Source organism: Pseudomonas sp. KK4 (assembly GCF_001984065.1).
Lineage (GTDB): Bacteria > Pseudomonadota > Gammaproteobacteria > Pseudomonadales > Pseudomonadaceae > Aquipseudomonas.
Genome location: NZ_LYVP01000056.1, coordinates 1 through 26,147 on the forward strand (window position 1 = coordinate 1; position 26,147 = coordinate 26,147).

A 26,147-nucleotide genomic window follows, 5' to 3' on the forward strand; every position below is an offset into this window, starting at 1 on the left:
CACCGCTTTCGCGAGCAAGCCCGCTCCCACAAGGATCATGGCGTGGCCATAATCTTGCGTGCGGAAATCTGACCCTCGGGTTTACAATCGACGCTCCTGATCAGGAGTAATCCCGTGCTGACTCATCTCGATTCCCAAGGTCGCGCCAACATGGTCGACGTCACCGAAAAAGCCGTGACGTTCCGTGAGGCGACGGCCCAAGCGCTGGTGCGCATGCTGCCCGAAACCCTGCAGATGATCGTCAGCGGCGGTCACCCCAAGGGTGATGTGTTCGCCGTGGCGCGCATCGCCGGCATCCAGGCAGCCAAGAAAACCAGTGATCTGATCCCGCTGTGCCACCCGCTGATGCTCACCGGCGTCAAGGTCGAGCTCAGTGCCGAAGGCGACGACAGCGTGCGCATCGTCGCGCGTTGCAAGCTGTCGGGGCAGACCGGCGTCGAGATGGAAGCGCTGACCGCCGCCAGCGTCGCGGCCCTGACGATCTACGACATGTGCAAGGCCGTGGATCGCGGCATGACCATCGAAAACGTGAAGCTGCTGGAAAAAGTCGGCGGCAAGAGCGGGCATTTCCAGGCGGATCAGGCATGAACATTACCGTGAAGTTTTTTGCCCGTTATCGCGAGGCGATGGGTGTGGACTCGGTGAAGATCGAAGGCCAGTTCGACACCGTTGACGACGTGCGGGCGCTGCTGGCGCAACGGGAAGGGGCGCACGTGTTGAGCGAGCAGAACCTGATGTGCGCGCGCAATGAAGACCTGTGCCAGCTTGACGAGCCGGTGAGCGATGGCGATGAAGTGGCGTTCTTTCCGACCGTGACCGGAGGCTGAGCCATGGCGATCCGCGTGCAGTCCACAGCGTTCGATCCGGGGGCTGAAGTCAACGCCATGCACGACGCCAACGTCGGCGTCGGTGCGGTAGTGAGCTTCGTCGGCTACGTGCGCGACTTCAACGACGGGCTCGACGTGGCGGGAATGTTCCTCGAGCACTACCCGGGCATGACCGAAAAGGCCCTCGGCAAAATCGCCGCCGAGGCCGAGCAGCGCTGGCCGTTGCTCAAGCTGGAAGTGTTGCATCGCATCGGCGCCCTTGAGCCGGGCGAGCCGATCGTTTTCGTCGGCGCCGCCAGCGCTCACCGCCAGGCCGCTTTCGACGCCTGCGCCTTCGTCATGGACTACCTGAAAACCCGCGCACCGTTCTGGAAGAAAGAAAACACCAGCGACGGCCCGCGCTGGGTCGAGGGCCGTGACAGCGACCATGCGGCGGCGGATCGCTGGAAGCAGTAGGTTTCTGCGGCGCATCCAAGGGCCTCTTCTCGAGCAAGCCCGCTCCTACAGAGTGTTGTGTCGTCCACATAACACCCTGTGGGAGCGGGCTTGCTCGCGAAGAGGCCATCCGCTCCACCTCATATCGTCCTCAATCACCGCCCGACCATCGGCCGGCACGAACGGCCTGCGCCCGATTGACGCTTTATACATAAAAGTCCAGTATGGAATTATAAGTACAAAAAAGGCTTTCCCTGTTTCTGCTTTTCTTTCTGTCTTGCCAAACCAACAACAACCCGCGAGAGAACGAATATGAAGAAGTTCCCCCTCATCACCGGTCTGGCCCTGAGCCTGTTGGCGTGCAGCAGCCTGTATGCCGCCGAGAAAACCCTGCGCATCGGTATCGAGGCCGCTTATCCGCCGTTTGCTTCCAAGACCGACAAGGGCGAGATCGTCGGTTTCGACTACGACATCGGCAACGCCCTGTGTGCCGAGATGAAGGTCAAGTGTGTGTGGGTCGAGGGCGAGTTCGACGGCCTGATTCCTTCCTTGAAGGTGAAGAAAATCGACATGGCGCTGTCGTCCATGACCATCAACGACGACCGCAAGAAGTCGGTGGATTTCACCCACAAGTACTACTTCACCTCATCGCGCCTGGTGATGAAGGAAGGCGCGGTGGTGGATGACCACTACGCCAGCCTCAAGGGCAAGACCGTCGGCGTGCAGCGCGCGACCACCACCGACCGTTACGCCACCGAGGTGTTCGAGCCGCTGGGCATCAACGTCAAGCGCTACGGCAACAACGAAGAGATCTACATGGACCTGGCGGCCGGTCGCCTGGATGCGATTTTCGCCGACACCATCCCGCTCAACGACTTCCTGTCGATGCCGCGGGGCAAGGGCTATGCCTTTGTCGGGCCTGAGCTCAAGGATCCGAAGTACGTGGGCGAGGGCGCCGGGATTGCGGTGCGCAAAGGCAACACCGAGCTGGTCAGCCAGTTGAACACGGCCATCGATGGCATTCGAGCCAATGGTGAGTACCAGAAGATTTCCGACAAGTATTTCAAGTCCGATATCTACGGCGACTGATAGTCCGTCTTCGCGAGCAAGCCCGCTCCCACACTGGATCTGCGTTGCAGGGAGATCCAAATGTGGGAGCGGGCTTGCTCGCGAAGAGGCCAGATCAGCCAATACACATTTAAAGGATCAGCCCTTCAACTCCTTCAAATGCTTGTACACCGTCGCCCGCCCCATGTTCAGCACATTGGCCACATAGTTCGACGCGCTCTTGCCCTTGAACGCTCCCTCGGCGTGCAGCGCCAGCACCAGTTCGCGTTTGTGGTCGCGGGTCAGCAGGTTCAGGCTCAGCTGCCGCTCACGCAGCCAGGCGTGGAGGAAGGTGTTGATGCGCTCCTGCCAGTCATCGCGAAACAGTGAGTCCGGTTGCGGGATCAGTTTGCTCGGCGACAGGAACAGGTCCAGTGCGGCCTTGGCATTCTCGAACAGTGAAATATTCAGATTGATGCACAGCACGCCCAGTGGATGACCTTCGCTGTCGCGCAGAACGGTGCTGACGCTACGAATGTTCTGACCATCCCAGTTGAGCTTTTCGTACGGCCCGATGTTTCGTTCGCTGACATCGTCGCTGAGCATGTCTTCGAGCGCCGAATCATCGCCAATTACCCGTTTTGACAGGTTGTTGGCGATGTAGTCGACCTTCTGCGTGCGCAAGTCATGCAGCACCACCTCGGCGTGGGGGAAGAACAGGGTGGCAATGGCGTCGGCGATCGCCCGGAAGTTATCCAGGGACAGGTGGTCCAGGGCCGGGTCTTTTGCGGGTGCATTCATAACAGGGGAACTCCGGGGTGCGACAAGGCCCCGTAAAAACGGGGCCCTGAAAGTGTGCCGCAATCGTGTCGGCACGTCACGCGGGGTCAGCTCAGCCCAGGCGGGCAGGGGAGAGCATGCCGGCGCTCAGGCCGAAGCGGGTGAGTTGCTCCGGCAGGGCTTCGCCGCGCACCAGGGCGGCACTGGCCTGGCCCATGGCTGGCGAGGTCTGGATGCCGTAGCCGCCCTGTGCCGCGACCCAGAACAGCCCCGGCACCTTGGGGTCGAACCCGGACAGCAGATCGCCGTCGCCGACGAAGCTGCGCAGGCCGGCCCAGGTGCGGGTCGGACGGCGGATGGTCAGGGTGGTGGCTTCTTCGATCTGGTAGATGCCCATGGCGATGTCCAGCTCTTCAGGCTGCACATCGTGGGGTTCCACCGGGTCGGCATTGGCGGGCGAGCCGAGGAACATCCCGGCGTCGGGTTTCATGTAGAAGGATTCGTCGAGGCTGACCAGCATCGGCCAGTGGTGGATGTCCACGCCCTCGGGGCCGGCGAAGATGAACGCTGCGCGACGCTTGGGTTGCAGGCCCAGCGGGCGGGCGCCGGCCAGTTCGCCGATCTTGTCGGCCCAGGCGCCGGCGGCGTTGATGATGATGGGGGCGCTGAAGGTGCCGGTGGACGTTTCAACCTGCCACAGACCCTGGGCATCGCGGGTCAGCCCCTGGACTTCAGTGTCGGTGCGCACTTCACCTTGGTTGCGGCGGATGCCGCGCAGATAGCCCTGGTGCAAGGCGTCGGTGTCGATGTCGCTGGCGGTCGGGTCGTAGATCGCGCCATGGACTTTTTCCCGGCGCAGGATCGGCAGGCGCACGCAGGCTTCTTCGGCGCTGAGCAGTTGCATCTGCGGCACCGTGGCTTTGGCGCTCAGGTATTGGTTGTTCAGTTCGGCGGGGTCGCCGGTGAAGTCCACGGTCATCTCACCGCGCGGGGTCAGCAGCGGGTGTTCGCAGAAACCGCTGGGCGGAGCGTCGAAAAAGTCGCGGCTGGCCAAGGTCAGTGCGCGCACCTGCGGGGTGCCGTAGGCCGCGGTGAACAGGGCCGCCGAGCGCCCGGTGGAGTGATAGGCCGGGTGGGATTCGCGCTCCAGCACGACCACGCGCCCATGCTGCGACAGCCAGAAACCGGTGGAAGCGCCGGCAATTCCGCCGCCGATGATGATGAAGTCTGCCTGGCTCATGATGGTCTCCTGATGGGACACAGTACCCAATTTTTCGATAACCCTGTGGGAGCGGGCTTGCTCGCGAAAGCGGCGTATCAGTCGACATGATTGGTGAATGTCAGAACCCATTCGCGAGCAAGCCCGCTCCCACAGTGGGTTGAGGTGTCAGTGCTGCAGTTGGTAGATGGCATTGGCCAACGCAATGTCTTCCAGGCCCAGGCCGATGGAGCGGAAGAACACGTGGCGGTCGTAGTCGGGGCGCGGCACCTTGCCGCTGAGCAGGTCGGGCAGGTCGCCGACGATGGCGCCCCTGTCCCAGCCATGCTGTTGGCCGGCAATCAGCATTTCACCGGCCGAACCCGGGGTCGTCTGACGATAATCGCAGTACACCTGCATGCCGTTGAGGCTTTGCGGCGGCACTTCGTGGGCGCGCGGGGCATTGGTGCTGATGGAGGTGATCAGTGCCGGTTTGCTCAACGCAGCGGGATCGATCACGGGGCCTGCGGACGAGGTGCACAGCATGATCACGTCGGCATCCGCGATGGCGGCCTCGCGGCTGTCGGCAATCGTCAGGCGCGGGTCGAGGCTGCGGATTTGCGCCCGTTCCTCAGGGCTGCCCTGGTTCAGGCTCGGCGAATACAGACTGATGCTCTGCCAGTCGCGCAAATCCTTGACGTAATGCACATGGGCCTGAGCCACCTTGCCGCTGCCGATGATCGCCAGGCGTGATGCCTTCAGGGGCGCCAGGGCATCGACTGCCACGGCGGTGGTCGCAGCGGTGCGCGCGGTGGTGAGCTCGCCGGCATCGCACAGCAGCAGCGGCTGACCGGTCTGCATCGACATCAGCAGGGTCCAGGCCGTCACCAGCGGTCCTTGCTCGCGCACGATGTAAGGCGACGTCTTGACCCCGTACACGCCATCTTCGGCCAGCACCCCCAGGTAGTTGATGAAGTCGCCGGCCCCTTGTGGAAACTCTACCAACTGCTGCGCCGGTTGCACCGCTTGCCCGGCGGCCAGGTCGCGGAACAGTTTGCGCAGAATCTGTGGCACGTCGACCTGAGCCAGCCATTCACGGGCCTGGGATTGGTTGATCACGTACGGGCTGCTGGACATGTTCGGCTCCGGAAAGTGAAAAAGTAAACTAATTTGTCCATTATGGACTTTTAGTTGTCTCGATCAACCGCCAGACGAAAAAAAAGCGCAGTCCGTTTCCGGCTGCGCCCCTTTCTGCAGGTCGCCCGTTATGGGCGCTTGCGCTCAACCGCCCGCAGCAGATGCGTCGGTGGTGTTTCACAGCTGATTTTCTTGCCCAGCAGCGCCTCGATGGACGGTAGCTGGTAGGAGTCGTCTTCACCGGCAAAGCTGATGGACACGCCGTCAGCGCCCGCGCGACCGGTGCGACCGATACGGTGCACGTAATCGTCCGGCACTTCCGGCAGGGTGAAGTTGATCACGTGGCTGATGCCGTCGATATGGATACCGCGACCGGCCACATCGGTGGCCACCAGCACGCGGATCTTGCCTTCGCGGAAGCCTTCCAGGGTCTTGATGCGCTTGTGCTGCGGCACGTCGCCGGACAGTTGCGCAGCGTTGATGCCGTCGCGCACCAGGCGTTCTTCGATGCGCCGCACTTCGTCCTTGCGGTTGGCGAACACGATCACCCGCTCCCAACCGTTGTCGTTGACCAGGTTGTAGAGCAGTTTGTATTTATCGGCGCCGGCCACGGCATAGATGTGCTGCTCGACGTTTTCGCTGGCCACGTTGGTGACTTCGATCTCGACGATGGCAGGGTCGGTTGTCCACTGTTTGGCCAGGTTCATCACGTCTTCGGTGAAGGTCGCGGAAAACAGCAGGGTCTGACGCTCGGCCTTCGGCGGGGTCTGGCGAATGATCTGCCGCACTTGCGGGATGAAGCCCATGTCGAGCATGCGGTCGGCTTCGTCCAGCACCATCACTTCGACCATGTCCAGGTGCACGTCGCCACGCTGGTTGAAGTCCAGCAGACGGCCAGGGGTGGCCACGAGGATGTCGCAGTGACGGGCCTCGAGGTGCTTGAGCTGCTTGTCGAAGTCCATGCCGCCGACGAACGTCATGACGTTGAGGCCGGTGTACTTGGTCAGGTCGGCGGCGTCCTTGGCGATCTGTACCACCAGCTCGCGGGTCGGCGCGATGATCAGCGCCCGCGGCTCACCCATGTAACGCTCTTTGGGCGGCGGGGTCTGCAGCAGTTGGGTGATGATCGAAATCAGGAACGCCGCGGTCTTGCCGGTACCGGTCTGGGCGCGGCCGATGGCGTCCTTGCCGGCGAGGGTGAAACCCAGCACCTGAGCCTGGATCGGCGTGCAATACGGGAAGCCCAGGTCCTGGATGGCGTGCATCAGTTCCGGGGCGAGTTTGAAATCGTGGAAGCGGGTTTTGCCTTCCTGGGGTTCGACGACGAAGTCTTCGAGTTTCCAGGGAATGACCGGGGCCTTGGGCTTCGGTTCACGGCGGGGTTTAACGGGTTTCGGGGTTTCGCTGCGCGGTTGCTCGGCGGCGGGTTGCGCAACAGGCTCGGCGGCCGGGGCGCTCTTGGGCTCGTGTTTCGGTGCCGCTACGGGGGCGGTCCGGCCAGGCTGATTAGCGTCGGTGCGGTGGCCGGGCGTGTGAGACGGAGCGCTGGGGACTGGCGCGAGTTGCTCAGTCTCGCTTTTACCGAACATTTTCTTGAGTGCTCTGAGCACGGTCATCTCATCAATTGGTTAAGGAATGTACGCCGGCCAGTGTAATGCAAGAATCGGGCGCGGCGTAGTGGGATGGATCAAAGGGCGTTTTTAAACAAAAACGAACACGATTTTTAACGCAAACGTTCGGCGAGCCAGACGCCGATGTCGCGAATTTCCTCGGGTAACACTTCGTGGCCCATTGGGTACTCCTGCCATGTCACGGTGACACCATGCTGCTTGAGGTACTCATAAGCGGTGCGCCCCATGGCGTTTTGCACCACGTCGTCGTACTGGCCGTGCAACGACAGCACCGGGATGCGTTGCTGGCTGGCGGACAGTTCGAGCTCATCGCTGAAGGTCGGGGCATAGGTGGAGAGGGCGATCACGCCACCCAACGGTCCCTGCCAATTCAGGAAGGCGGTGTGCAGAACCACTGCTCCACCCTGGGAAAAGCCCGCCAGGAAAATCCGCGAGGCGTCTATTCCAATGGTTCGCTGCGCGTCGATCAGGTTGATGATCCGGCGCGACGACTCTTCCAGTTGATCACGGTTGATCGCCCGTGCCGGGCTCATGGCCAATATGTCGTACCAGCTCGGCATCTCGTAGCCGCCGTTTATGGTCACCGCACAGGTCGGTGCCTGGGGCAAAACGAAGCGGGTGGTCAGCAAGGTTTCCTGCAGGGCTTCAGCGACCGGCAGGAAGTCGTAGCGGTCGGCACCCAGGCCGTGCAGCCAGATGACGCAGGCGTCTGCGGGCTTGACGGGTTCGAGAATCAGGGGCTCGGTCATGGCTGCTCCAAATGTGTGCGTGCGCTCTCTTTGCGTGCGAGGGGTAAGGGCGCGTCTGGTTGATCAGTTACGAAGATGTCGCAAGGTTACAAGTTTTGCTATTGACCTGTCGCTTTACCGCTTAAGCAGGCTGTGTGGTACGGGCTTTGCTATACGGAAGCGCGTAAGAAATTTCCCACGTCTGTCGGTAACACTATCAGGCCATTGTTGGCAGTGGGATAGCAAAGAATCCGGTGATGGATGTTCGCCAGCGGCCTATACGGGCTTCGCGAACGTGAAAGGGCTACAGCCCGTTCGGCCGATTGGTGAGAAGTGAGTTGTCCATTCTGTGGATTTTCTCCTACTAGACTCATGGCAAAGGTCCTACGTCGGTTGACCCCAAAACAAGCCAACACGGGTCAGCAACGCCTCAAAAGGGTGCGACAGGACTCACGCTCCGACACAACAAGAGCAAAACTGGAGGTTTGAATGAAGATGTTGAAATCCACCCTGGCTATCGTGACTGCAGCCGCAGTACTCGGTATCAGCGGGTTCGCTCAGGCGGGTGCAACCCTGGATGCAGTGCAGAAGAAAGGTTTCGTGCAGTGTGGCGTCAGCGATGGTCTGCCAGGCTTCTCGGTTCCGGACTCCACCGGCAAGATCGTCGGTATCGATGCTGACTACTGCCGCGCCGTGGCCGCTGCCGTATTCGGCGACGCGACCAAGGTCAAGTTCAGTCAGTTGAACGCCAAAGAGCGCTTCACCGCGCTGCAATCGGGCGAAATCGACATCCTGTCGCGCAACACCACCATGACCAGCTCGCGTGACGCCGGCATGGGTCTGAAATTCCCGGGCTTCATCACTTACTACGACGGCATCGGCTTCCTGGTAAACAACAAGCTGGGCGTGAAGAGCGCCAAAGAGCTCGATGGCGCGACCATCTGCATCCAGGCCGGTACCACCACCGAACTGAACGTTTCCGACTACTTCCGCGGCAACGGTCTGAAATACACCCCGATCACTTTCGACACCTCCGATGAAAGCGCCAAGTCGCTGGAATCCGGTCGTTGCGACGTGTTGACCTCCGACAAGTCCCAGCTGTTCGCCCAGCGCAGCAAGCTGGCTTCGCCGAAGGACTACGTGGTTCTGCCGGAAACCATTTCCAAGGAGCCTCTGGGCCCGGTCGTGCGTAACGGCGACGACGAGTGGCTGGCCATCGTGCGCTGGGTTGGCTACGCCATGCTCAACGCTGAAGAGGCTGGCATCACCTCCAAAAACGTCGAAGCAGAAGCCAAAGGTACCAAGAACCCGGACGTCGCTCGTCTGCTGGGTACCGACGGTGAATACGGCAAAGACCTGAAAGTGAAGAAAGACTGGGTCGTACAGATCGTCAAGCAAGTGGGCAACTACGGCGAAGTGTTCGAGAAAAACCTCGGCAAGAGCACTCCGCTGGAAATCGACCGCGGGCTGAACGCCTTGTGGAACGCTGGCGGCATTCAATACGCACCACCAGTGCGCTGATGGTTCTATCACCCGGCAGGCCAACTGCCGGGTGATGTTCTGTTCCATTCCTTGCGGGGCACTTCATGCAAAATTCTATCGGCGCACCAAAGCAGAGGCTCAGCCTCAGCGACCCAAAAGTGCGTGCGTGGCTCTTCCAGATCATCACCATTGTCGCGGTGGTCTCGATGGGCTGGTACCTGTTCGACAACACGCAGACCAACCTTCAGCACCGGGGCATTACCTCGGGCTTCGACTTTCTGGAGCGCAGTGCCGGGTTCGGCATCGCTCAACACCTGATCGACTACACCGAAGCGGACAGTTATGCCCGGGTGTTCGTCATCGGCCTGCTCAACACCCTGCTGGTGACCTTCATCGGTGTCATCCTGGCGACCCTCCTGGGCTTCATCGTCGGTGTGGCCCGACTGTCGAAGAACTGGATCATCGCCAAGCTGGCCACCGTATACGTGGAAGTCTTCCGTAACATTCCACCGCTGCTGCAGATCCTGTTCTGGTACTTCGCGGTGTTCCTGACCATGCCGGGGCCGCGCAACAGCCACAACTTCGGCGACACCTTCTTCGTCAGCAGCCGCGGCCTGAACATGCCGGCCGCGCTGATCGCCGATGGTTTCTGGCCGTTCGTGGTCAGCGTCGTGGTGGCCATCGTTGCCATCGTGCTGATGTGCCGCTGGGCCAACAAGCGCTTCGAAGCGACCGGTGTGCCCTTCCACAAGTTCTGGACCGGCCTGGCACTGTTCCTGGTGATCCCGGCATTGTGCGCGCTGATCTTCGGTGCACCGGTGCACTGGGAAATGCCCAAGCTGCAAGGCTTCAACTTCGTGGGTGGCTGGGTACTGATCCCGGAACTGCTGGCGCTGACCCTGGCCCTGACCGTGTACACCGCAGCGTTCATCGCCGAGATCGTGCGTTCGGGCATCAAGTCGGTCAGCCATGGCCAGACCGAAGCGGCTCACTCGCTTGGCCTGCGCAACGGTCCGACGCTGCGCAAGGTGATCATCCCGCAAGCCCTGCGCGTGATCATTCCACCGCTGACCAGCCAGTACCTGAACCTGGCGAAGAACTCCTCGCTGGCGGCCGGTATCGGTTACCCGGAAATGGTGTCGTTGTTCGCCGGTACGGTGCTGAACCAGACCGGACAGGCGATCGAGGTGATTGCCATCACCATGAGCGTGTACCTGGCGATCAGTATCAGCATTTCCCTGCTGATGAACTGGTACAACAAGCGCATTGCGCTGATCGAGCGGTAAGGAAAAGCGCATGAGTACTCATACTTTCAAACCCGACATGCCCCCACCGAGCAGCAGCATCGGCGTGGTGGCGTGGATGCGCGCGAACATGTTCTCCAGCTGGCTCAACACCCTGCTGACCCTGTTTGCGTTCTACCTGATTTACCTGGTGGTGCCGCCGATCCTGCATTGGGCGATCCTCGACGCCAACTGGGTCGGCACCACCCGCGCCGACTGCACCAAGGAAGGCGCCTGCTGGGTGTTCATTCAGCAGCGTTTCGGCCAGTTCATGTACGGCTACTACCCGCCGGAACTGCGCTGGCGCGTGGACCTGACCGTGTGGCTGGCGGTCATCGGCGTGGCACCGCTGTTCATCTCGCGCTTCCCGCGTAAAGCGATTTACGGCCTGAGCTTCCTGGTGCTGTACCCGATCATTGCCTGGTGCCTGCTGCACGGTGGCGTGTTCGGCCTGACCCAGGTAGCGACCAGCCAGTGGGGCGGCCTGATGCTGACCCTGGTGATCGCCACGGTCGGTATCGCCGGTGCGTTGCCGCTGGGGATCGTCCTGGCCCTGGGCCGTCGTTCGAACATGCCGGCGATTCGGGTGGTCTGCGTGACCTTCATCGAATTCTGGCGCGGCGTGCCGTTGATCACGGTGCTGTTCATGTCCTCGGTGATGCTGCCGCTGTTCCTGCCCGAAGGCATGAACTTCGACAAACTGCTGCGGGCGCTGATCGGCGTGATCCTGTTCCAGTCGGCCTACGTGGCCGAAGTGGTACGCGGCGGTCTGCAAGCGATCCCCAAAGGGCAATATGAAGCGGCCGCGGCGATGGGCCTGGGTTACTGGCGCAGCATGGGCCTGGTGATTCTGCCGCAAGCCCTGAAGCTGGTGATCCCGGGCATCGTCAACACCTTCATCGCCCTGTTCAAGGACACGAGCCTGGTGATCATCATCGGCCTGTTCGACCTGCTCAACAGCGTCAAGCAAGCCGCCGCCGACCCGAAATGGCTGGGCATGGCCACCGAAGGCTACGTGTTCGCCGCCCTGGTGTTCTGGATTTTCTGTTTTGGTATGTCGCGCTATTCCATGCATCTGGAACGCAAGCTCGACACAGGCCACAAGCGCTAAGTCGCTACTTATTTAGGAAGTTTTCTGATGAGCGAAGCAATCAAACAGCCTGTGAGCCCTGAAGGCATTATTCAGATGCAGGGCGTCAACAAGTGGTACGGCCAGTTCCACGTGTTGAAAGACATCAACCTCAACGTCAAGCAGGGCGAGCGAATCGTGTTGTGCGGGCCGTCGGGTTCGGGCAAGTCCACCACCATCCGTTGCCTCAACCGCCTGGAAGAACACCAGCAGGGCCGCATCGTGGTCGATGGCGTGGAACTGACCAACGACCTCAAGCAGATCGAAGCGATCCGCCGTGAAGTCGGCATGGTGTTCCAGCACTTCAACCTGTTCCCGCACCTGACCATCCTGCAGAACTGCACCCTGGCGCCGATGTGGGTGCGCAAGATGCCCAAGCGCAAGGCCGAGGAAATCGCCATGCACTACCTGGAGCGCGTACGCATTCCGGAGCAGGCGCACAAGTACCCGGGGCAACTGTCCGGCGGTCAGCAGCAGCGTGTGGCGATCGCCCGTGCGCTGTGCATGAAACCGAAAATCATGCTGTTCGACGAACCGACGTCGGCACTCGACCCTGAGATGGTCAAAGAGGTACTGGACACCATGATCGGCCTGGCCGAAGACGGCATGACCATGCTCTGCGTGACCCACGAAATGGGTTTTGCCCGCACCGTGGCCAACCGCGTGATCTTCATGGACAAGGGTGAAATCGTCGAACAGGCCGCGCCGAACGACTTCTTCGACAACCCGCAGAACGACCGCACCAAGTTGTTTCTGAGCCAGATCCTGCATTGATCGACGCCTGCAAATGAAATAAACCCGGACTCGGATCCGGGTTTATTTTTGCCCGCGGATTGTGCCGGTCTCTGTAGGAGTTGCCGCAGGCTGCGATCTTTTGATCATGAAAAACAAGGTCAAAAGATCGCAGCCTGCGGCAGCTCCTACAGCGTGTTAACGAGGTCAGGACACCTCGATTATTTCGTGCTCTTTGTGTTCGACATGTGTGAAACCTCTCAAGTCCGCGCCTTCGCCCAGTGCTTTCACATCGGTGAGCAGATGCGGATAGCGGTCCAGCAGTCGCATCAGCAGTACCAGCGTCTTTGGCGCGAGTACTTCGCCGCGCTCGTAGCGGGAGAACGCATTGTGTCCACCGCCGGACAACAGGAGCACGGCTTCTTTCTGTGACAGATGCAGTTTGCGGCGGATGCGCTTGAGTTCGTCGCCGATCATCCGTCTTGCGGTCATGACCAGTTCGTCACCCGCTTGCGAATGTCGTTGCGAACAACAGTCGTCCAACTCGACTTCCCCGCACATCTGGCATTCCCAGCCAGACAAATCATCCACGCGTCGTTCCATGCCATTGACGCTCATGGTTTCGCTACGGCCCTCGAAATGCCGCATTCCTTCTCTGGCGCCACAGCTGAAACATTGCTGGGTTTTCATTGAGATTTCTCCTTGAAAGAGATTACGGGTGAACCGCCTTGTGGGCGGTACGTCACCTTGATGTAAATCTCCAGACCGAACGTATTGATGTGATACACGTCTTGCCAAACGCGGTGGTCGTTGTAGGTGGTCATCGACTTGTAGAGCATCTTCGCCTGAAGTTCGAAAACCACCGCCCGCATCTCTTGGAGGCTGAGGCCTAAAACCCTTCCACCTTCTTTGGCACTACTGGTGAATGCTTTGTCTCCAAGCCGCCTGACATCCTCCTTGATCATCGCCAAGTCGTAATGGGGTGTGCTCTTTTCCATAAGAAACCCTGTCCCTGAAATTACCCTTAAAGGGTAATTTAGACCAATCGAAAATTCCGCTCCTTTGCCTGCCCACTGACCCTAGGCGGTTGTCGTCCTACACGAAGCTGACTAACATGTCGGAAATTCATCCTATGATTGGATGAAAAGGCGGATTACATGTCAGACATTTCTCCATTAGTGAAACGATCCCTGGTCGATCAGGCCCTGGACCAGTTGCGCCAGCGCATCAATCAGGGTGTTTGGGTGGTGGGGCAGCGCTTGCCCACCGAGCCAGAGCTGTCCGCCGAATTGGGCATCAGCCGCAACACCGTGCGTGAAGCAATGCGGGTGCTGGCGTTTTCCGGGCTGATCGAGATTCGTCAGGGCGACGGCAGTTACTTGCGGGCGGTGGTCGATCCGCTGGATACCCTGAAGGTGCTGTCGCGGTGTTCCCTGGAGCAGGCCCGGGAGACCCGGCACATCCTTGAAGTCGAAGCCATCGGCCTGGCGGCCTTGCGCCGAACCGAGGAAGACCTGGTGGCCTTGCGCGAGGCGCTCGGCGTCAGTGGCAGCCACTATCACGGCGATCTCGATACCTATATCGCCTGCGATCTGGTGTTCCACCGCCGCCTGGTGGACGCCGCGCACAACCCGACCCTGAGCGAGTTGTATCGCTATTTTTCCAGCGTGGTGGGTGAGCAATTGCGCCACTGCCTGAACATCACCCCCCGGCGTCAGGAGGTGTTCGACCTGCACATCGAACTGCTCGATGCCGTCGAACAACGGGACCCTGAGCGGGCCAAAGCCCTGTCGAGGCAGTTGATCAATGAACCTTGAACCCGAGAACGCCATGTCCAGCCAGCACACCCCACCGCCCAATCGCTCGGCTGAACTGCTGATCGACGCCGAAGCGGACGACGCGCACGTGCAGCAAAGCCAACCGGTGTTGCGCCGGCCGTTGCTGCTGCTGTTGGGCTTGATCCTGGTGGCGCTGAACCTGCGCCCGGCGCTGTCGAGCATGGCGCCGATGCTCAGCGAGGTGTCGAAATCCCTTGGGTTGTCGGCAGCTCTGGCCGGTTTGCTGACGACCTTGCCGGTGCTCTGCCTCGGCCTGTTTGCGCCCCTGGCGCCGGTGCTGGCGCGACGTTTCGGCGCTGAGCGAGTGGTGTTGGGCATCCTTTTGACCCTGGCCGGCGGGATCATCCTGCGCAGTTCGTTCGGCGAGATCGGCCTGTTTGCCGGCAGCGTGCTGGCCGGTGCCAGCATCGGTGTGATCGGTGTGTTGCTGCCGGGCATCGTCAAGCGTGACTTCCCGAAACAGGCCGGGACCATGACCGGCGTCTACACCATGGCCCTGTGCCTGGGCGCGGCCATGGCGGCGGGCGCCACCGTGCCCTTGAGCGAGCATTTCGACAAGAGCTGGGCAATGGGCCTGGGTTTCTGGGTGATCCCGGCATTGGCCGCCGCGCTGTTCTGGTTGCCGCAAGTCGGCCAGAAACACGGCGCCCATCACGTGGCCTACCGCGTGCGCGGTCTGTTGCGTGACCCATTGGCGTGGCAGGTGACGCTGTACATGGGCCTGCAATCGTCCCTGGCCTACATCGTGTTCGGCTGGTTGCCATCGATCCTGATCGGCCGCGGCCTGACGCCGACCCAGGCCGGCCTGGTGCTCTCCGGCTCGGTGATCGTGCAATTGATCAGCTCACTGGCTGCCCCCTGGCTGGCCACCCGTGGCAAGGATCAGCGCCCGGCGATCGTGATCGTCATGGTGATGACCCTGGGCGGTCTGTTCGGTTGCCTCTACGCGCCGATCGAAGGCCTGTGGGGCTGGGCGATTCTGCTGGGCCTGGGGCAGGGCGCCACGTTCAGCCTGGCGCTGACCCTGATCGTGCTGCGCTCGCGGGACTCCCACGTCGCGGCCAACCTGTCGAGCATGGCCCAAGGCTTTGGCTACACCCTGGCGTCCATGGGCCCGTTCGCGGTCGGCATCGTCCACGACTGGACCGGCGGCTGGAACGCCGTGGGCTGGATCTTCGCGGTGATCGGCCTCGGCGCCATCATTGCCGGCCTCGGTGCCGGGCGTTCGTTGTACGTCCAGGTGGTCAGCGAAAAAGTCTGAATCAGAAGTAAACCATGTCCAGCGTTGCCGAACCGTCGAGCTGGACATCGGCGCTCAAGTCCAGCTCGGACGTGGGGGCGATGACGGTTTCGACGGTGACCCGGCTCGACAGGTTCTGGATGAACATCGGCCCGGCGGTGCTGCCCGCGACGTCGGTGAACCCCAGGTAGCTTCGGGCGCCAATCGGAATCGGCCGGCTGTTGGACGAACTCCAGGCCACGCCGCTGGTGGTGGAGTCGGTGCGGTAGACCTGCGACAGGTCATCCACCACCGTTTGTGCCGGATCGAAGTTCAGCGAGTACAGGCCGATGTTGTTGCCGCTGCTGTCGCGATTGAGGCCGTAGTAGATCTCGCTGTTGACGATGGCCGAGCCGTCGCGGTTGTCGTGCATCACCAGGGCGAAACGCGCCGGGCCGTTGCACGCAATGGTCAAGTCGAGCGTCTTGTCGCGCAGTTGCGTGCGCTTGTCGGCGCTGAGGTCCTGACGGGAAATCTTGCCGTAATCCACCAGGCCGTTGTTGGACAGGGCCGGTGTGCAGGCGATGGGCGTGATTCTGCCTTTGACGGTCAGGTCGACCGTCGAGGCCGCCAGGGCATTGGTTGTGGCAGTGATCAACACGGTGGTCACGAGCACGGCGAAATGAGTGTTCATGGGTGAAGGTCCTTTTCGTTGGCTGGCCTGCCGTGAGCCGCCCGCACCGACAGCGGTGCGGGCGGCGACGGCATTAGAAGTAGGTCATCTCAAACGTCACGGAGCCGTCGAGGCTGACCTCGTCGTTCAGCGTGAGGCTGTCGGTACGGGCGATGTGGCTGGTGATGTCCACTTCGAACGACGCGTCTTTGGCACGCATCGGGGTGGAGTGGTCCGAGGGCGATGCGACCGCAATCAGAATGTTGGGTCTGAGGTGATGGTGGCGCCCCCAGGTTTTCCCGTCGTCCCAGGAAATGATCGACTGGGCCGGTTGCCCGTCAGCCATCGCGCTTTTCATCATCGGGATGACAAAACCCAGATTCTCTCCGGCCTCGGTTTTTCCGAATCCGTACCAATCGCGGTTGGTCGAGGTATTGGGCCGGTTGTCGATCGAGCGCAGCGCGAAAGTGGACGGCGCCTCACAGCTGATCATCAGTTGCAGGGTGTGGGTTCCGATCGGCGTGAAGGTGGTGGTGTTCAAGTCTTTCTTGGATATTTTCCCGTGATCGATGAGCCCGCCATTGGTCATGCTCGGGGTGCACGCCGATGGCGTGATGGCGCCGGTGACACTCAGGTCGGTGCTCGAGGCGGCCAGGGCAAAGGGTGCAAAGCTGATCAGGGCAATAGCGGAAAGTGCGGCGAAATAGTGTTTCATTATTGGCTTCTCTCAGATCTCAACGGTAGGCGCGGGCTTGCTCGCGATGGGCGTCAACGAAGACGCTGGCTGTCTGGTTTACTGCGGCGTCTAAACGTTTTTCGCGAGCGAGCTCGCTCCTACAGGGGAGGGGTTTTAGATGTAGATCACGTCGATCGTTGCAGAGCCGTCGATGGCGACTTCGTTGTCCAGGGTCAGGCTGTCGGTCCGCGCGATGGTGGTCATCACCGACAAATCCATCACGACGTCCCGTACAAGAATCGGGGTCTGGTGGTCGGCGGTGGTGCCCACCGATGTGATCGTGCCTTTGTAGATATTGTTGCTTCTCTTCCAGGTCGCGCCCTCGTCTGCCGAGGAAATGGACTGTGCCACCTGCGAATCCGCCAGGGTCTGTTTGATCTCGATGTTGATGAAGCCAAGTTTTTCGTCTGCGGGGGTTTTGCCGAGCCCCAGGTAAACGTCATACAGGGCTGTGTTGGGTCTGTTGTCGGTGGTCTTGAGGGCAAGGCGGGTTTCGCCATCGCAGGCAATGGTCAACTGCATGGGCGCCCTGCTGATGATCGTATCTGCGGTGGGTTGGAGTTCCTTCACGGAGATTTTTCCGAGGTCGATCTTGCCGCCGTTGGACAGGCTCGGCGTGCAGGCCACGGGCGTGATGGTGCCCGTGACACTCAGGTCGGTGCTCGATGCTGCCAGCGCGTGAGGCGTCATGCCGATCAGTGCGGTGGCGGACAGTGCTGCAAGGTACTTTTTCATTTTCTCTCTCTTCCAAGGTTGGGTTGTCCTGCGTGGCCCGGTGCAGTTCGCTCCGGGTGTGGCAGGTCGGGTCGGTGGTTACAGGTAAATGATCTCGATCGTCCCCGCGCCATCGAGGTCGATGGCGTTGCTCAGGTCCAGGCTGTTCAGCGGCGCGATGACCGCGTCCACGGTTACGCCGGTGTTGAAGTTCTGGATCATGGCCGGGCCCGCGCTGCTGCCGGCGCTGTCGGTGAAGCTCAGGTAACGGGTTTTGGCGAGGGCGATCGGGTTGGCGCTGGCGCTGCTCCAGGCGGCGTTGGCACCGGCAGAGTCGGTTCGATAGAGGCGGGCAAAGTTGTCGGCGCTGGCGCTCGCCGGGTCGAGGTTCAGCGAGAAGAAGCCGATCCGGTTATTGCGACCGTCCGTGCCGAGGCCGTATTGGCTGTCGCTGTCGTCGGTCGCCGAGCCGGCGCGGTTGTCGTGCATGATCAAGGCGAACGCCGTCGGCGCATCGCAGGCTACTCGCAGGTTCAGCGAGCGCGGTGGCAGGGGTGTGATCTTGTCGGCGCTCAGGTCATTGATCGTCAGGGTGCCGAAATCCACCACGCCACCGTTGGACAGCGCCGGTACGCAGGCCGCCGGGGCGAAGCGGGCACGCAAGGTCACCTCTTTGTTGCGGCCCGCCGCGACGGCGTCGAATACCCCGTTAGCCTCCCAGGTCACTGCGTCGCGCATTTGCATCCCTTGTTCCTGGACCCACGCCGTCAGCTCCAACTGGGCGGAGAACGTCCGACCTTGCAACGGCACGCCGGCCTGCACCGCAACCACGCCGTGGTCCGGTCGCCACATCAGCTGCGATGCGGTTTGCCCGGGCGGCTGGCCCACGGCGGCGATCAGCCCGAGCTCCACCGATTGCCCATCGAGCACCGCGTCGCGAATGCGCATCTGGTAGGTGCCACGCTCGGCGAAATGGAAGCGCTCCGCCGTGGCCGCGATGGCTCGGTAGAACAGGCTCATGTCGGTGGGCGTCGAGCAATTCAGGTTGAGGCTCATCCGACGTTCGCCCAGGTTGCGCTCCGCCGCGGAATCGGTGCGGATCGCCCGGTTCATCAGCCCGAAGTCGAGCACGGGCTGGCTCAGGTTCAACTGACAGTCGTCAGCCGATGCCCAGGCCAGCGGCGTAAATGCCAAGGGTACGAGGGCGGCCAGTAAACGTCGGGACAGGTTCATGGAAGTCATCCTCAAAGGGTTCGGCACTTGGCGGGGGCGGTTTCGTAGTAGGCGTCGACGTCGGCATCCGCCGGCAGCTCGAATCGCAGTTCGCAACGGTCCAGTCCCGGTGCCTTGATGAACAGCGCACGGGTGTCGAGCACGTTGGGCAGGAACACCAGGCCGCCTTCCTGCACCAGGGTCACGAACTCGCCGTCTTCGGTATTGACCACAGCCCCTCGGGGCAACGGTACACCGCTGGCAGTGGTGGCCTTGAGCAGGGCGCGGCGGGTCAGGGTGATGCCGAACTCGACTTTGTCCACGGCGCCGCGCCCGGCGGAAATCACCGCCAGGCCGTTGCTGATGTCGGCATTGCGCGGCAGGGTCTTGGTGTCGACTTCCACCGGGCTCTTGCCGTAGGCGGACAATTGCGGGATCACTGCCTGGCCTTGCCAGTCAGTCCACACCGGACCGCTGGGCGTGGACACCTTGATCGCGCCCATCTCGCCCACCGACAGCAGGCCGAAGGTGTCGCTGATCGGATACGGCGACAGCGTCAGGCCACCGCCATGCAGCACCGCGCCGCCCCGGGCACTGGCCTGATAACTGGAGCGATCGGCATCGGCGCGGGTGTAGTTCAGATCCAGTTGGGTGTAGCGCGGCAGCAGCGAAACGCCGGCGCTGGACTGCACTTCTTTATCCCGGGTGTCGTGTTCGACGCCGACGCGGTAGGCCAGTTGATCGTTGATCTGTTCGCTCAGGCCCACACCGCTGCGGTACTCGCCACCGGTGCTGCGCACCCAGGTACGCGCCCTGCGGTTTTCACCCAGGGGAATGCTCAGGTTCACGTAGACACTGTCGCCGGTGCGGTTGGAACCGCTCAGTTGCCACTCCGCCGTCGTCGATACCGACACGCGACCGATGTTGGTGCCCCAGGACGCCAGGGCGCGGCTGCTGTTTTTGCCATCGAAGGCATTGGACTGGCTGAAGCCGCCGCTGAAGGCGCCGAGCTGCGGGTGCGACCAGGACAGCGCGGCGCTTTGCTGGTCGCGGTAGCGGGATCTGCGGTCGTCAGTGGTGTTGTCGAATACCGCGTCTTCCAGTTCCCGGTAACCGAGGGTTCGGTAGGAACTGCCGGCGTTGAGCGCCCAGCGTTCGTTGAACCGATGCGATACGGTCAGGTCGGCCTGCAGCCCCTGGCCGGCTTGCTGGCCACTGGCATCAGCACCGGTCAGCGTGGCTTGCACCTGGGTTTCGGGGGCGGGTAGCAGGCCGACACTGGCACCGGCCGCACGGTAGTCGGCGGCGCCGGTCACACCGCCGCTGATCAGCACTTGCGGATTCAATGCACCGCTCCAGCCGCCGCTGATCACCCAGGGTTCGTCACCTTGCTCATCACCCACCCGGCGCACGGTACCCGCCGCCACGGAGAAACCCGGTGCCGGCAAACCGATGCCCAGCATTGCTGCCGGTACGGTAAAACTGCGCTGGCTGCCGTCCTCTTCCTTGATGGTGACTTCGACGTCGGAGCGTGTGTTGAGCCGACGCACATTGTTCAAGGCGAAGGGGCCTGCTGGCACCACGGTGGAATAGATCAGCGAACCGTTCTGCCGGACTTCAACCTGCGCCTGGCTGTTGGCGATGCCCTCGATGACGGCGCCTTGCCCTTCGACCTGCAAGGCCTGCTCATTGAGCACTTGCACGCCGGTGATCTGCGCGCCCGCCAGTACCGGGTTGTAGAGGTTGATCTGACCGGCCTGCAGCACCGCTTCGTGTTGGGCAAAGGTGCGTTGGGCGTAGGCGGCGATGTGCGTGGTGCGCGATACGTCGTCCTGCCAGGTCTGCACCTGACGGCTGCGCACGATCCAGTCGCCGGCATTGAAACCCAGCTCGGTGTTGGCCGAGGCGAAGCGGCTCGAGCCATCGCCGAAGCGGCTGTGCTGGCCGGTCACGTCGTAGTTGAGCAGCGCCGCGACGCCGCCGGTTTGATAGCCGGACACATCGCGCACGGCCGGTCGAATCGCGCCCGTGGGGACGATCAGCGCCAGGCCCAGGTTGGCCGGGTCCTGTTCGATGGCGGTTTGCGGCGAGCTGCCGAGAAAGTCGTAGCAACGGCCATCGTCGAGGGTGCGTTCGGGCACGATCAGGTTGGCCGCATCGAGCAGGGCGCGGTCGAAACACAACGCGCCCTGGCGATCGATGGCGACATCCACGCGTCCCCGGCGCTGGCCATTGACGGTCAGCGTCACCGGGTGCCGGCCCGCCGTGAAGCGTGGCGCCTGCAACAAGTAGGTGGCCAGGTCCGGGTCGATGCCGCGCTGGCGCAGGGTGTTGGTGTCGAATGACGCCAGCAACAAATCATCACCGTGGGCGTCGAGCACCAGCATCGCGTTGATCAGCAGCAAGGCCAGGAGGGTCCGCCGCTGCAACCGGCTAAAGAGGGCGACAGGCCGAACAGCGGGCATGGCTTCGCCATCACGGTAAAAAGATACTGTGTTCATTGGGTTCACTTGGGTTGTGCCGGCGTGCAGACCTGGTCGTGTCGGTTCATGCACGCCTGAGGCAACGGCTCAACTGTCGTTGCCCGGAATTTCGGCGCTTGGCGATCCTTCGTCGCGCGGTCGTGGGTGGTTTCAGGATTCGACCGGCGCCTCGTAATGCGGCACCGCAAAGCCGTAGACCGTGGCCGGCTGCAGACGCACGCTTGTTGCCGTGGCGCCATTGGCCGACACGTTCAGGGTTTCTCCCGGCAGCACGTAGGTGCGCGGCAGCAAGGCCGAGCCGTTACCCGGCAGCAGCGTCAGTTCCTGGGCCAGGCGCACCACGTAGGGCGATGGGTTGTGCACGCTGAGTTGGTCGTTTTTCAGGCTCCACGCCAGGCCGGTCCAGGGGGTGCGGTTGGGCGCCAGGCCTTTGGGATGCAGGATCACCGGCAGGTTCTGCCGCACCGTCACACCGACCCGTGCATGCCCGGCTTCTGCCGGTTTGCGGTCCTGGGGCATGCCTTCGAAAATCACCCGTTTCAGGCGTTGGGTCTTCAGTGGCTCGGAGGTCTGCAGGATGAACCGCACCAGTTGGCTCTTGCCGGCTTCGACCCGGGCCAGGGGCGGGGTGACGAACACCAGCGGTTCCTTGTCTTCGGCAATGTCTTCGAGGGTGACGTGCAGCAGGGCCAGGGTCGCGTCGGTGTTGGTGACCGATACCGAGGCTTCGCCGTCGGCTTCGTTGACGATCACCACCGAGGTGTCCGGGACCATGCCGTCGGCCAGCACGTGGCCGCTGAGCAGCAAGGCCAGGCCGGCACCCAGCGAGCGGGCGCATCGGGAAAGGTTCATGGTTAACGCCTGTATGAAAGTAGGAAATGTCAGCATGGCTAGAGGTATCTCAGGTCAAGGACGAGGGCGCCGTCCAACGGCACTTCCTGGTTCAGGGTCAGGAAGCTTGCGGCGTTGATCGAGGTGTTGATGTGCAGCGTGGCCGTCAGCAGACGGTGGGGTTCGGGCACCAGGGTGCCGGGGTTGGCGAAGCCCATGTAGTTGTTCGGGTAGGCAATGTTTTCCGGGAACCAGCTCTCTCCCTGGTTGCTCGACGCCAGCACCTGCGCGGGCACGCCGTCAGCCACTGCGTTGCGCAGGCCCACACTGACGGCGCCCAGGCGCTCGTCGGGGGCATGGACGTTCCATCCCAGACCGTAATAAAACCCCGGCCCCAGTGACGAGTCCGCCCGGTTGTCCATGCCCACGAGCACGAACAGCAGGGGCTCGTTGCAGCTCACGTGCAGCTCCAGTTGCCGTTCCGGCAGCGGGCTGAGCTCGTATTGGTTGAGCGTGCGCGCCGGCACCTTGCCGTGGTCGACGATGCCGTCGTCCGAGAGCAACACGTCGCAGGCGTTGGGGGTGATCTGGCCGACGACGTTCAACTCGACCTCGGAAGCGGCCAGCGCTTTGGGGCTGACGCTCAGCAGGCAGAGGATCGCGAGCAGATGTGAGGGGGCGTGTTTCATATCGGGCCTGGAGTCCTTTTCAGCACGGTGTGGGTGAGAGCGGTCAGGGGGGGCTGCCGCTCTTCGGTTTATGGGTGAAATCAGAAGTAGACGACGGAGATGGTCGCGGAGCCGTCGATGGCTACTTCGTTGGTGAGGGTGAGTTGGTTGGTGGGGGCGATCGACGGTTCGATCCGAAGGTCCACACTAAGTTGTTCGAACATGATGGGTGTGAGGGTGCCGGGTACGGCGACGGCAACGATGTTGTCGCGCCACAGGCTGCTCTCGCGATGCCACGTAGCAGCGCTGTCTATTGAACCGATGGTCTCGACCGCTACGCCATCCGCCACCGGAGACATCAACTTCAATTCCATCTCGCCGAGCTTTTCATCGGTATTGATCAGCCCCAGGCCGTAATGCACCTCGTCTCGATAGGCTGAGCCGGCGCGGTTGTCTTTTGCTTCCAGGGCCACGGTAGTCGGCCCGTCGCAGATGAGCGTCAATTGCACAATTTGTCTAGGAAGACTCGTCGGCCGGTCAGCATTCAAATCCTTCGCCGAAATCTTCCCGTAATCCACCAGTCCGCCACTGGACAGGGTCGGCTCACAGGCGCTCGGCGTGATCGTCCCCTTGACGGTCAGATCAACACTGGAAGCCGCAAAAGCGCTGGCACTGCCCGCCAACAGCATCGCGCCGAAGAGGGTATTGAGGGTCTTGTTCATGGTGTCGCTCCTTAGTTTGAATTCGTTGAAAAGCCAGGCGTGTCAGTAGGTGATCTGCACCGTGGCGTGCCCGTCGATGGGCAGTTCGTCGAGCAGGGTCAGATCGCTGGCCGGGGCAATGATGGTGAACGCGCGCAGGCGGGCGCTCAGGTGCTGCAAGGCGATGGGCGTGCGCGGATCGGCCGGGGCGGCAAACGCGGTCCAGCCGGCGTGGCCCAGGTACGACGAAGGCCCCCAACTGGAGCCGTTATCGCGCGACATGATGGTCACCACGGTGTTGCCATCGGCTTGCGGCTCGAAGATCCCGAACCCCACGCTGCCCAGCTTCTGATCGTCGTTGACCGTGCCCAGGCCGTGGTAATTGGGGTTGACGGCTGAGGTGCCGGCACGGTTGTCGAGGGTGGTCAGGGTGAAATGAGTCGGGCCTTCACAGTCGACCTGCAGTTGCAGTTCGCCGGTGGGCAGGCGGGTGGGCAAGGTCTGATCGAGATCCTTGGAGGTCAGCTTGCCGTGATCGACGATACCGCCGTCCGACAGCGACGGTGTGCAGGAACTCGGCGTGATGGTGCCGGTGACGCTCAGGTCGGTGCTGCTGGCGGCCATCGCTGCGGATGTACAGGCCAGCAGAACAGTGGTTGAGAGAGCGAGAGCGCATCTTTCCATGATGGGTCGTTCTTTGTTCATGTATTCGCTTTTCCTTGAACGAAGTGGATTGGAACTCGCCCTTTGCGAGCAGGGCGCAATCTATCGATCGAGGTAACAGGGGGGAATGCAACTAATACGAAAACGAGTGACCGTATGTGGGAAAGTGCCCGTTTAACTACAGTTTGTATTGGTTGAAGGCGACGTCTGTAGTCCCTTTATGTGGTCCATTTGATATATGAAATGTAGGGCGCTTCTTGTTGTTCTATAGGACAAAGAGCAGACCCCCGAATACATTGGTCGAGGCATTTTTGGGGGCCGGATTGGTCGTTGTGATGGCAAGTAGATGGCGCTATTTTTCGCCCATTCCAGTCATCCAACAGGATTAATCCGACAATGCAGGTAATCATTGCTGACGACCATCCCGTCGTTCGTATCGGTATGCGGATGCTCATCGACCTGAGCGGCACCTGTGAAATCGTGGGCGAAGCCGAGGGGCCCGACAGCCTGCTGAGCCTTCTATCAACGACACCGTGCGATCTGCTGATCACCGATTTCTGCATGCCCGGCAACGTGCAGGCCGATGGCTTGAAGATGCTCGACAGGGTGCGACGACTTTATCCACAGACCTCGATCATCCTGGTGACGATGCTCGCCAACGTCATGACGCTCAGGGCGGCCCTGGCCCAGGGGGTAATGGCGATCATCGCCAAGGACGGCTCGGCCAAGGAATTACCCATGGCCGTCAAGGCCGTGCGTGAAGGGCGACGCTTTGTCAGCGAGTCCTTGCGTGCATCGTTGGCGTTGGCGGATGCCGAGGCTCGGTCGGGCATTCCATCGCTGTCGGCCAAGGAGCATGAGGTGGTGAGAATGCTCGCCAGCGGCATGACCGTCAGCGAGATTGCCGACCATTTCAAACGCAGCGTATCGACCATCAGCAAACAGAAAATCATGGCCATGCAGCGGTTGGGGATATCCACGGATGTGGACCTGTTTGCGTATGCTCGGGAGAGTGGGATGGTGCACTAGGTGCGTGTGGCCGGTTTGATGCGCACTGTGGGTTTTTCCAACTTTTCAGATAACAGCCGCGGCAGGGCATATTCGTATTAGTTGTATTTCTTGGTGTTTTTCGCAGCCTTAGTATTGCGGGACCGAAAAGGAGGTCGGCAACTTAAACCAAGTGTCAAATGGAACTTAAAAAATGACCAAGACTTCAAGCTATATCGCTGCGGCCCTCTTTTTTGCCGGTGTATCGAATGTCAATGCCGCTTCCAGTGTGGACCTGAGCGTTACGGGTTCTATTACGCCTGCGGCGTGCATGCCGCTGTTGTCCAATAATGGCGTCGTTGATTACGGGAAGATTTCAGTCAAGGATCTGGGCCCTAATGCTACACCGATGCCGCCCGTGACTTTGCAAGTAAGCGTCAACTGTGATGCCGCTACTTTCTTCGCAATCAATATCAAGGACAACCGAGAAAACACTGTCGGTGGGATCAACCCCAGCCGATCATATTTCGGCCTGGGCCTGGGTGAGAACGACCACAAGATCGGCTGGTACATGTTGAAAATGAACAATGCACTGGCTGACGGTGCGGTGCTGCCCATGGTGGAGTCGGTCAACGGCCATACCTGGTTCCCTGCGTCTTCGAACACAGTCTGGCAGCCCGGCTGGATGAGGTCTGTCACCGGTCCAGGCAGCCCGGACTACGCGCCGGTTTCGATGCAGACCTTTGTGGCCGATCTTCAGGTGTCATCGACGATCTACAAGCCGAAGGAGCTGTCCGAAGAAATGCCAATCGATGGCAGCGCGACCCTGGACATCGTCTACCTCTGAGCCTGCAACACACCTGTAGGAGCGAGCTCGCTCGCGATGGACTGGAGGACGCCGCGGGGCATCAGGCACCCAGCGCCATCGTTGGCGACCATCGCGAGCAAGCTCGCTCCTACAGCGGTGCCATCATTTTTACAGTGAATGGCCATGGTCATTCCCCCACTCGCAG

General features: G+C 61.4%; 28 protein-coding genes. 12 read left to right on the top strand and 16 right to left on the bottom strand.

Annotated elements, in window-relative coordinates; translation table 11 throughout:
* Positions 1-114 precede the first annotated feature (114 nt).
* From moaC to B0W55_RS18410, 4 genes are all read left to right on the top strand, one after another.
* Entirely contained in the window at positions 115-588 is a 474-nt protein-coding gene (gene moaC / locus B0W55_RS18395; RefSeq protein ID WP_077047354.1) for a cyclic pyranopterin monophosphate synthase MoaC, read from the top strand.
* Positions 585-827: a molybdopterin converting factor subunit 1 gene (gene moaD / locus B0W55_RS18400; protein ID WP_077047355.1), complete on the top strand. Its 243-nt coding sequence runs from the start codon at positions 585-587 to the stop codon at positions 825-827. The genes moaC and moaD overlap by 4 nt, the downstream gene beginning before the upstream one ends.
* A 3-nt stretch (positions 828-830) precedes the next feature.
* Complete coding sequence (moaE, locus tag B0W55_RS18405) at positions 831-1,283, top strand: molybdopterin synthase catalytic subunit MoaE (RefSeq protein ID WP_077047356.1); 453 nt, start codon at positions 831-833, stop codon at positions 1,281-1,283.
* A 291-nt stretch (positions 1,284-1,574) separates the two neighbouring features.
* Positions 1,575-2,351, top strand: a complete 777-nt coding sequence (locus tag B0W55_RS18410) for an ABC transporter substrate-binding protein (protein ID WP_077047357.1) — start codon at positions 1,575-1,577, stop codon at positions 2,349-2,351.
* 117 nt (positions 2,352-2,468) lie between these two features.
* Here the strand turns inward: B0W55_RS18410 and B0W55_RS18415 are convergent, their stop codons facing one another.
* The 5 genes from B0W55_RS18415 to B0W55_RS18435 form a co-directional block, all read right to left on the bottom strand.
* Positions 2,469-3,110, bottom strand: coding sequence for a transcriptional regulator (locus tag B0W55_RS18415; RefSeq protein ID WP_077047358.1), 642 nt, complete (start codon positions 3,108-3,110; stop codon positions 2,469-2,471).
* 91 nt (positions 3,111-3,201) lie between these two features.
* Entirely contained in the window at positions 3,202-4,329 is a 1,128-nt protein-coding gene (locus B0W55_RS18420) for an FAD-binding oxidoreductase (RefSeq protein WP_077047359.1), read from the bottom strand.
* Positions 4,330-4,476: 147 nt separating this feature from the next.
* Positions 4,477-5,424, bottom strand: coding sequence for an ornithine cyclodeaminase family protein (locus B0W55_RS18425; RefSeq protein WP_077047360.1), 948 nt, complete (start codon positions 5,422-5,424; stop codon positions 4,477-4,479).
* A gap of 128 nt (positions 5,425-5,552) precedes the next feature.
* On the bottom strand, positions 5,553-7,040 hold the full coding sequence (gene rhlB, locus B0W55_RS18430) for an ATP-dependent RNA helicase RhlB (RefSeq protein ID WP_077047361.1): 1,488 nt from the start codon (positions 7,038-7,040) through the stop codon (positions 5,553-5,555).
* Between the two features lie 107 nt (positions 7,041-7,147).
* Positions 7,148-7,804: an alpha/beta hydrolase gene (locus B0W55_RS18435; RefSeq protein ID WP_077047362.1), complete on the bottom strand. Its 657-nt coding sequence runs from the start codon at positions 7,802-7,804 to the stop codon at positions 7,148-7,150.
* A 468-nt stretch (positions 7,805-8,272) separates the two neighbouring features.
* Here B0W55_RS18435 and B0W55_RS18440 point away from each other — a divergent pair, with 468 nt between their 5' ends.
* The 4 genes from B0W55_RS18440 to B0W55_RS18455 all read left to right on the top strand — a co-directional run bounded on the left by B0W55_RS18440 (position 8,273) and on the right by B0W55_RS18455 (position 12,451).
* The gene (locus B0W55_RS18440; protein ID WP_077047363.1) at positions 8,273-9,304 is read left to right on the top strand and encodes an amino acid ABC transporter substrate-binding protein; all 1,032 of its coding nucleotides are present in this window, start codon (positions 8,273-8,275) and stop codon (positions 9,302-9,304) included.
* A 65-nt stretch (positions 9,305-9,369) separates the two neighbouring features.
* Positions 9,370-10,551: an amino acid ABC transporter permease gene (locus tag B0W55_RS18445; protein WP_077047364.1), complete on the top strand. Its 1,182-nt coding sequence runs from the start codon at positions 9,370-9,372 to the stop codon at positions 10,549-10,551.
* A 10-nt stretch (positions 10,552-10,561) separates the two neighbouring features.
* Positions 10,562-11,659 (top strand): amino acid ABC transporter permease, encoded by a 1,098-nt coding sequence (locus B0W55_RS18450; RefSeq protein WP_077047365.1) that lies wholly within the window; start codon positions 10,562-10,564, stop codon positions 11,657-11,659.
* Positions 11,660-11,686: 27 nt separating this feature from the next.
* Entirely contained in the window at positions 11,687-12,451 is a 765-nt protein-coding gene (locus B0W55_RS18455; RefSeq protein WP_003178331.1) for an amino acid ABC transporter ATP-binding protein, read from the top strand.
* 165 nt (positions 12,452-12,616) lie between these two features.
* On the opposite strand, the gene B0W55_RS18460 is transcribed toward B0W55_RS18455, so the two are convergent.
* Both B0W55_RS18460 and B0W55_RS18465 read right to left on the bottom strand, forming a co-directional pair.
* Entirely contained in the window at positions 12,617-13,099 is a 483-nt protein-coding gene (locus B0W55_RS18460) for a type II toxin-antitoxin system MqsA family antitoxin (RefSeq protein WP_077047366.1), read from the bottom strand.
* A complete protein-coding gene (locus B0W55_RS18465; protein WP_077047367.1) occupies positions 13,096-13,407 on the bottom strand; it encodes a type II toxin-antitoxin system MqsR family toxin in 312 nt (103 codons plus the stop codon). The genes B0W55_RS18460 and B0W55_RS18465 overlap by 4 nt, the downstream gene beginning before the upstream one ends.
* Before the next feature lie 159 nt (positions 13,408-13,566).
* Between B0W55_RS18465 and B0W55_RS18470 the strand changes: the two genes are divergently transcribed.
* On the top strand, positions 13,567-14,226 hold the full coding sequence (locus B0W55_RS18470; protein ID WP_077047368.1) for a FadR/GntR family transcriptional regulator: 660 nt from the start codon (positions 13,567-13,569) through the stop codon (positions 14,224-14,226).
* On the top strand, positions 14,216-15,508 hold the full coding sequence (locus B0W55_RS18475; protein ID WP_077047369.1) for a CynX/NimT family MFS transporter: 1,293 nt from the start codon (positions 14,216-14,218) through the stop codon (positions 15,506-15,508). The genes B0W55_RS18470 and B0W55_RS18475 overlap by 11 nt, the downstream gene beginning before the upstream one ends.
* Position 15,509: 1 nt before the next feature.
* On the opposite strand, the gene B0W55_RS18480 is transcribed toward B0W55_RS18475, so the two are convergent.
* The 9 genes from B0W55_RS18480 to B0W55_RS18520 all read right to left on the bottom strand — a co-directional run bounded on the left by B0W55_RS18480 (position 15,510) and on the right by B0W55_RS18520 (position 24,168).
* Positions 15,510-16,160, bottom strand: a complete 651-nt coding sequence (locus B0W55_RS18480; protein WP_077047370.1) for a DUF1120 domain-containing protein — start codon at positions 16,158-16,160, stop codon at positions 15,510-15,512.
* Between the two features lie 73 nt (positions 16,161-16,233).
* Entirely contained in the window at positions 16,234-16,854 is a 621-nt protein-coding gene (locus B0W55_RS18485) for a DUF1120 domain-containing protein (RefSeq protein WP_077047371.1), read from the bottom strand.
* A gap of 135 nt (positions 16,855-16,989) precedes the next feature.
* Positions 16,990-17,610: a DUF1120 domain-containing protein gene (locus tag B0W55_RS18490; protein ID WP_077047372.1), complete on the bottom strand. Its 621-nt coding sequence runs from the start codon at positions 17,608-17,610 to the stop codon at positions 16,990-16,992.
* A 78-nt stretch (positions 17,611-17,688) separates the two neighbouring features.
* Positions 17,689-18,822: a DUF1120 domain-containing protein gene (locus tag B0W55_RS18495; protein WP_077047373.1), complete on the bottom strand. Its 1,134-nt coding sequence runs from the start codon at positions 18,820-18,822 to the stop codon at positions 17,689-17,691.
* A gap of 11 nt (positions 18,823-18,833) precedes the next feature.
* Positions 18,834-21,302: a fimbria/pilus outer membrane usher protein gene (locus B0W55_RS18500; RefSeq protein ID WP_077047374.1), complete on the bottom strand. Its 2,469-nt coding sequence runs from the start codon at positions 21,300-21,302 to the stop codon at positions 18,834-18,836.
* 132 nt (positions 21,303-21,434) lie between these two features.
* Positions 21,435-22,136, bottom strand: a complete 702-nt coding sequence (locus B0W55_RS18505) for a fimbria/pilus chaperone family protein (RefSeq protein ID WP_077047375.1) — start codon at positions 22,134-22,136, stop codon at positions 21,435-21,437.
* A 38-nt stretch (positions 22,137-22,174) separates the two neighbouring features.
* Complete coding sequence (locus B0W55_RS18510) at positions 22,175-22,804, bottom strand: DUF1120 domain-containing protein (protein ID WP_077047376.1); 630 nt, start codon at positions 22,802-22,804, stop codon at positions 22,175-22,177.
* 80 nt (positions 22,805-22,884) lie between these two features.
* Positions 22,885-23,505 (bottom strand): DUF1120 domain-containing protein, encoded by a 621-nt coding sequence (locus B0W55_RS18515; RefSeq protein WP_077047377.1) that lies wholly within the window; start codon positions 23,503-23,505, stop codon positions 22,885-22,887.
* Positions 23,506-23,547: 42 nt separating this feature from the next.
* A complete protein-coding gene (locus tag B0W55_RS18520) occupies positions 23,548-24,168 on the bottom strand; it encodes a DUF1120 domain-containing protein (RefSeq protein ID WP_077047387.1) in 621 nt (206 codons plus the stop codon).
* Positions 24,169-24,543: 375 nt separating this feature from the next.
* Here B0W55_RS18520 and B0W55_RS18525 point away from each other — a divergent pair, with 375 nt between their 5' ends.
* On the top strand, positions 24,544-25,176 hold the full coding sequence (locus B0W55_RS18525; RefSeq protein ID WP_077047378.1) for a response regulator: 633 nt from the start codon (positions 24,544-24,546) through the stop codon (positions 25,174-25,176).
* Positions 25,177-25,348: 172 nt separating this feature from the next.
* A complete protein-coding gene (locus tag B0W55_RS18530) occupies positions 25,349-25,981 on the top strand; it encodes a DUF1120 domain-containing protein (protein WP_077047379.1) in 633 nt (210 codons plus the stop codon).
* The last annotated feature ends 166 nt before the right edge of the window (positions 25,982-26,147 follow it).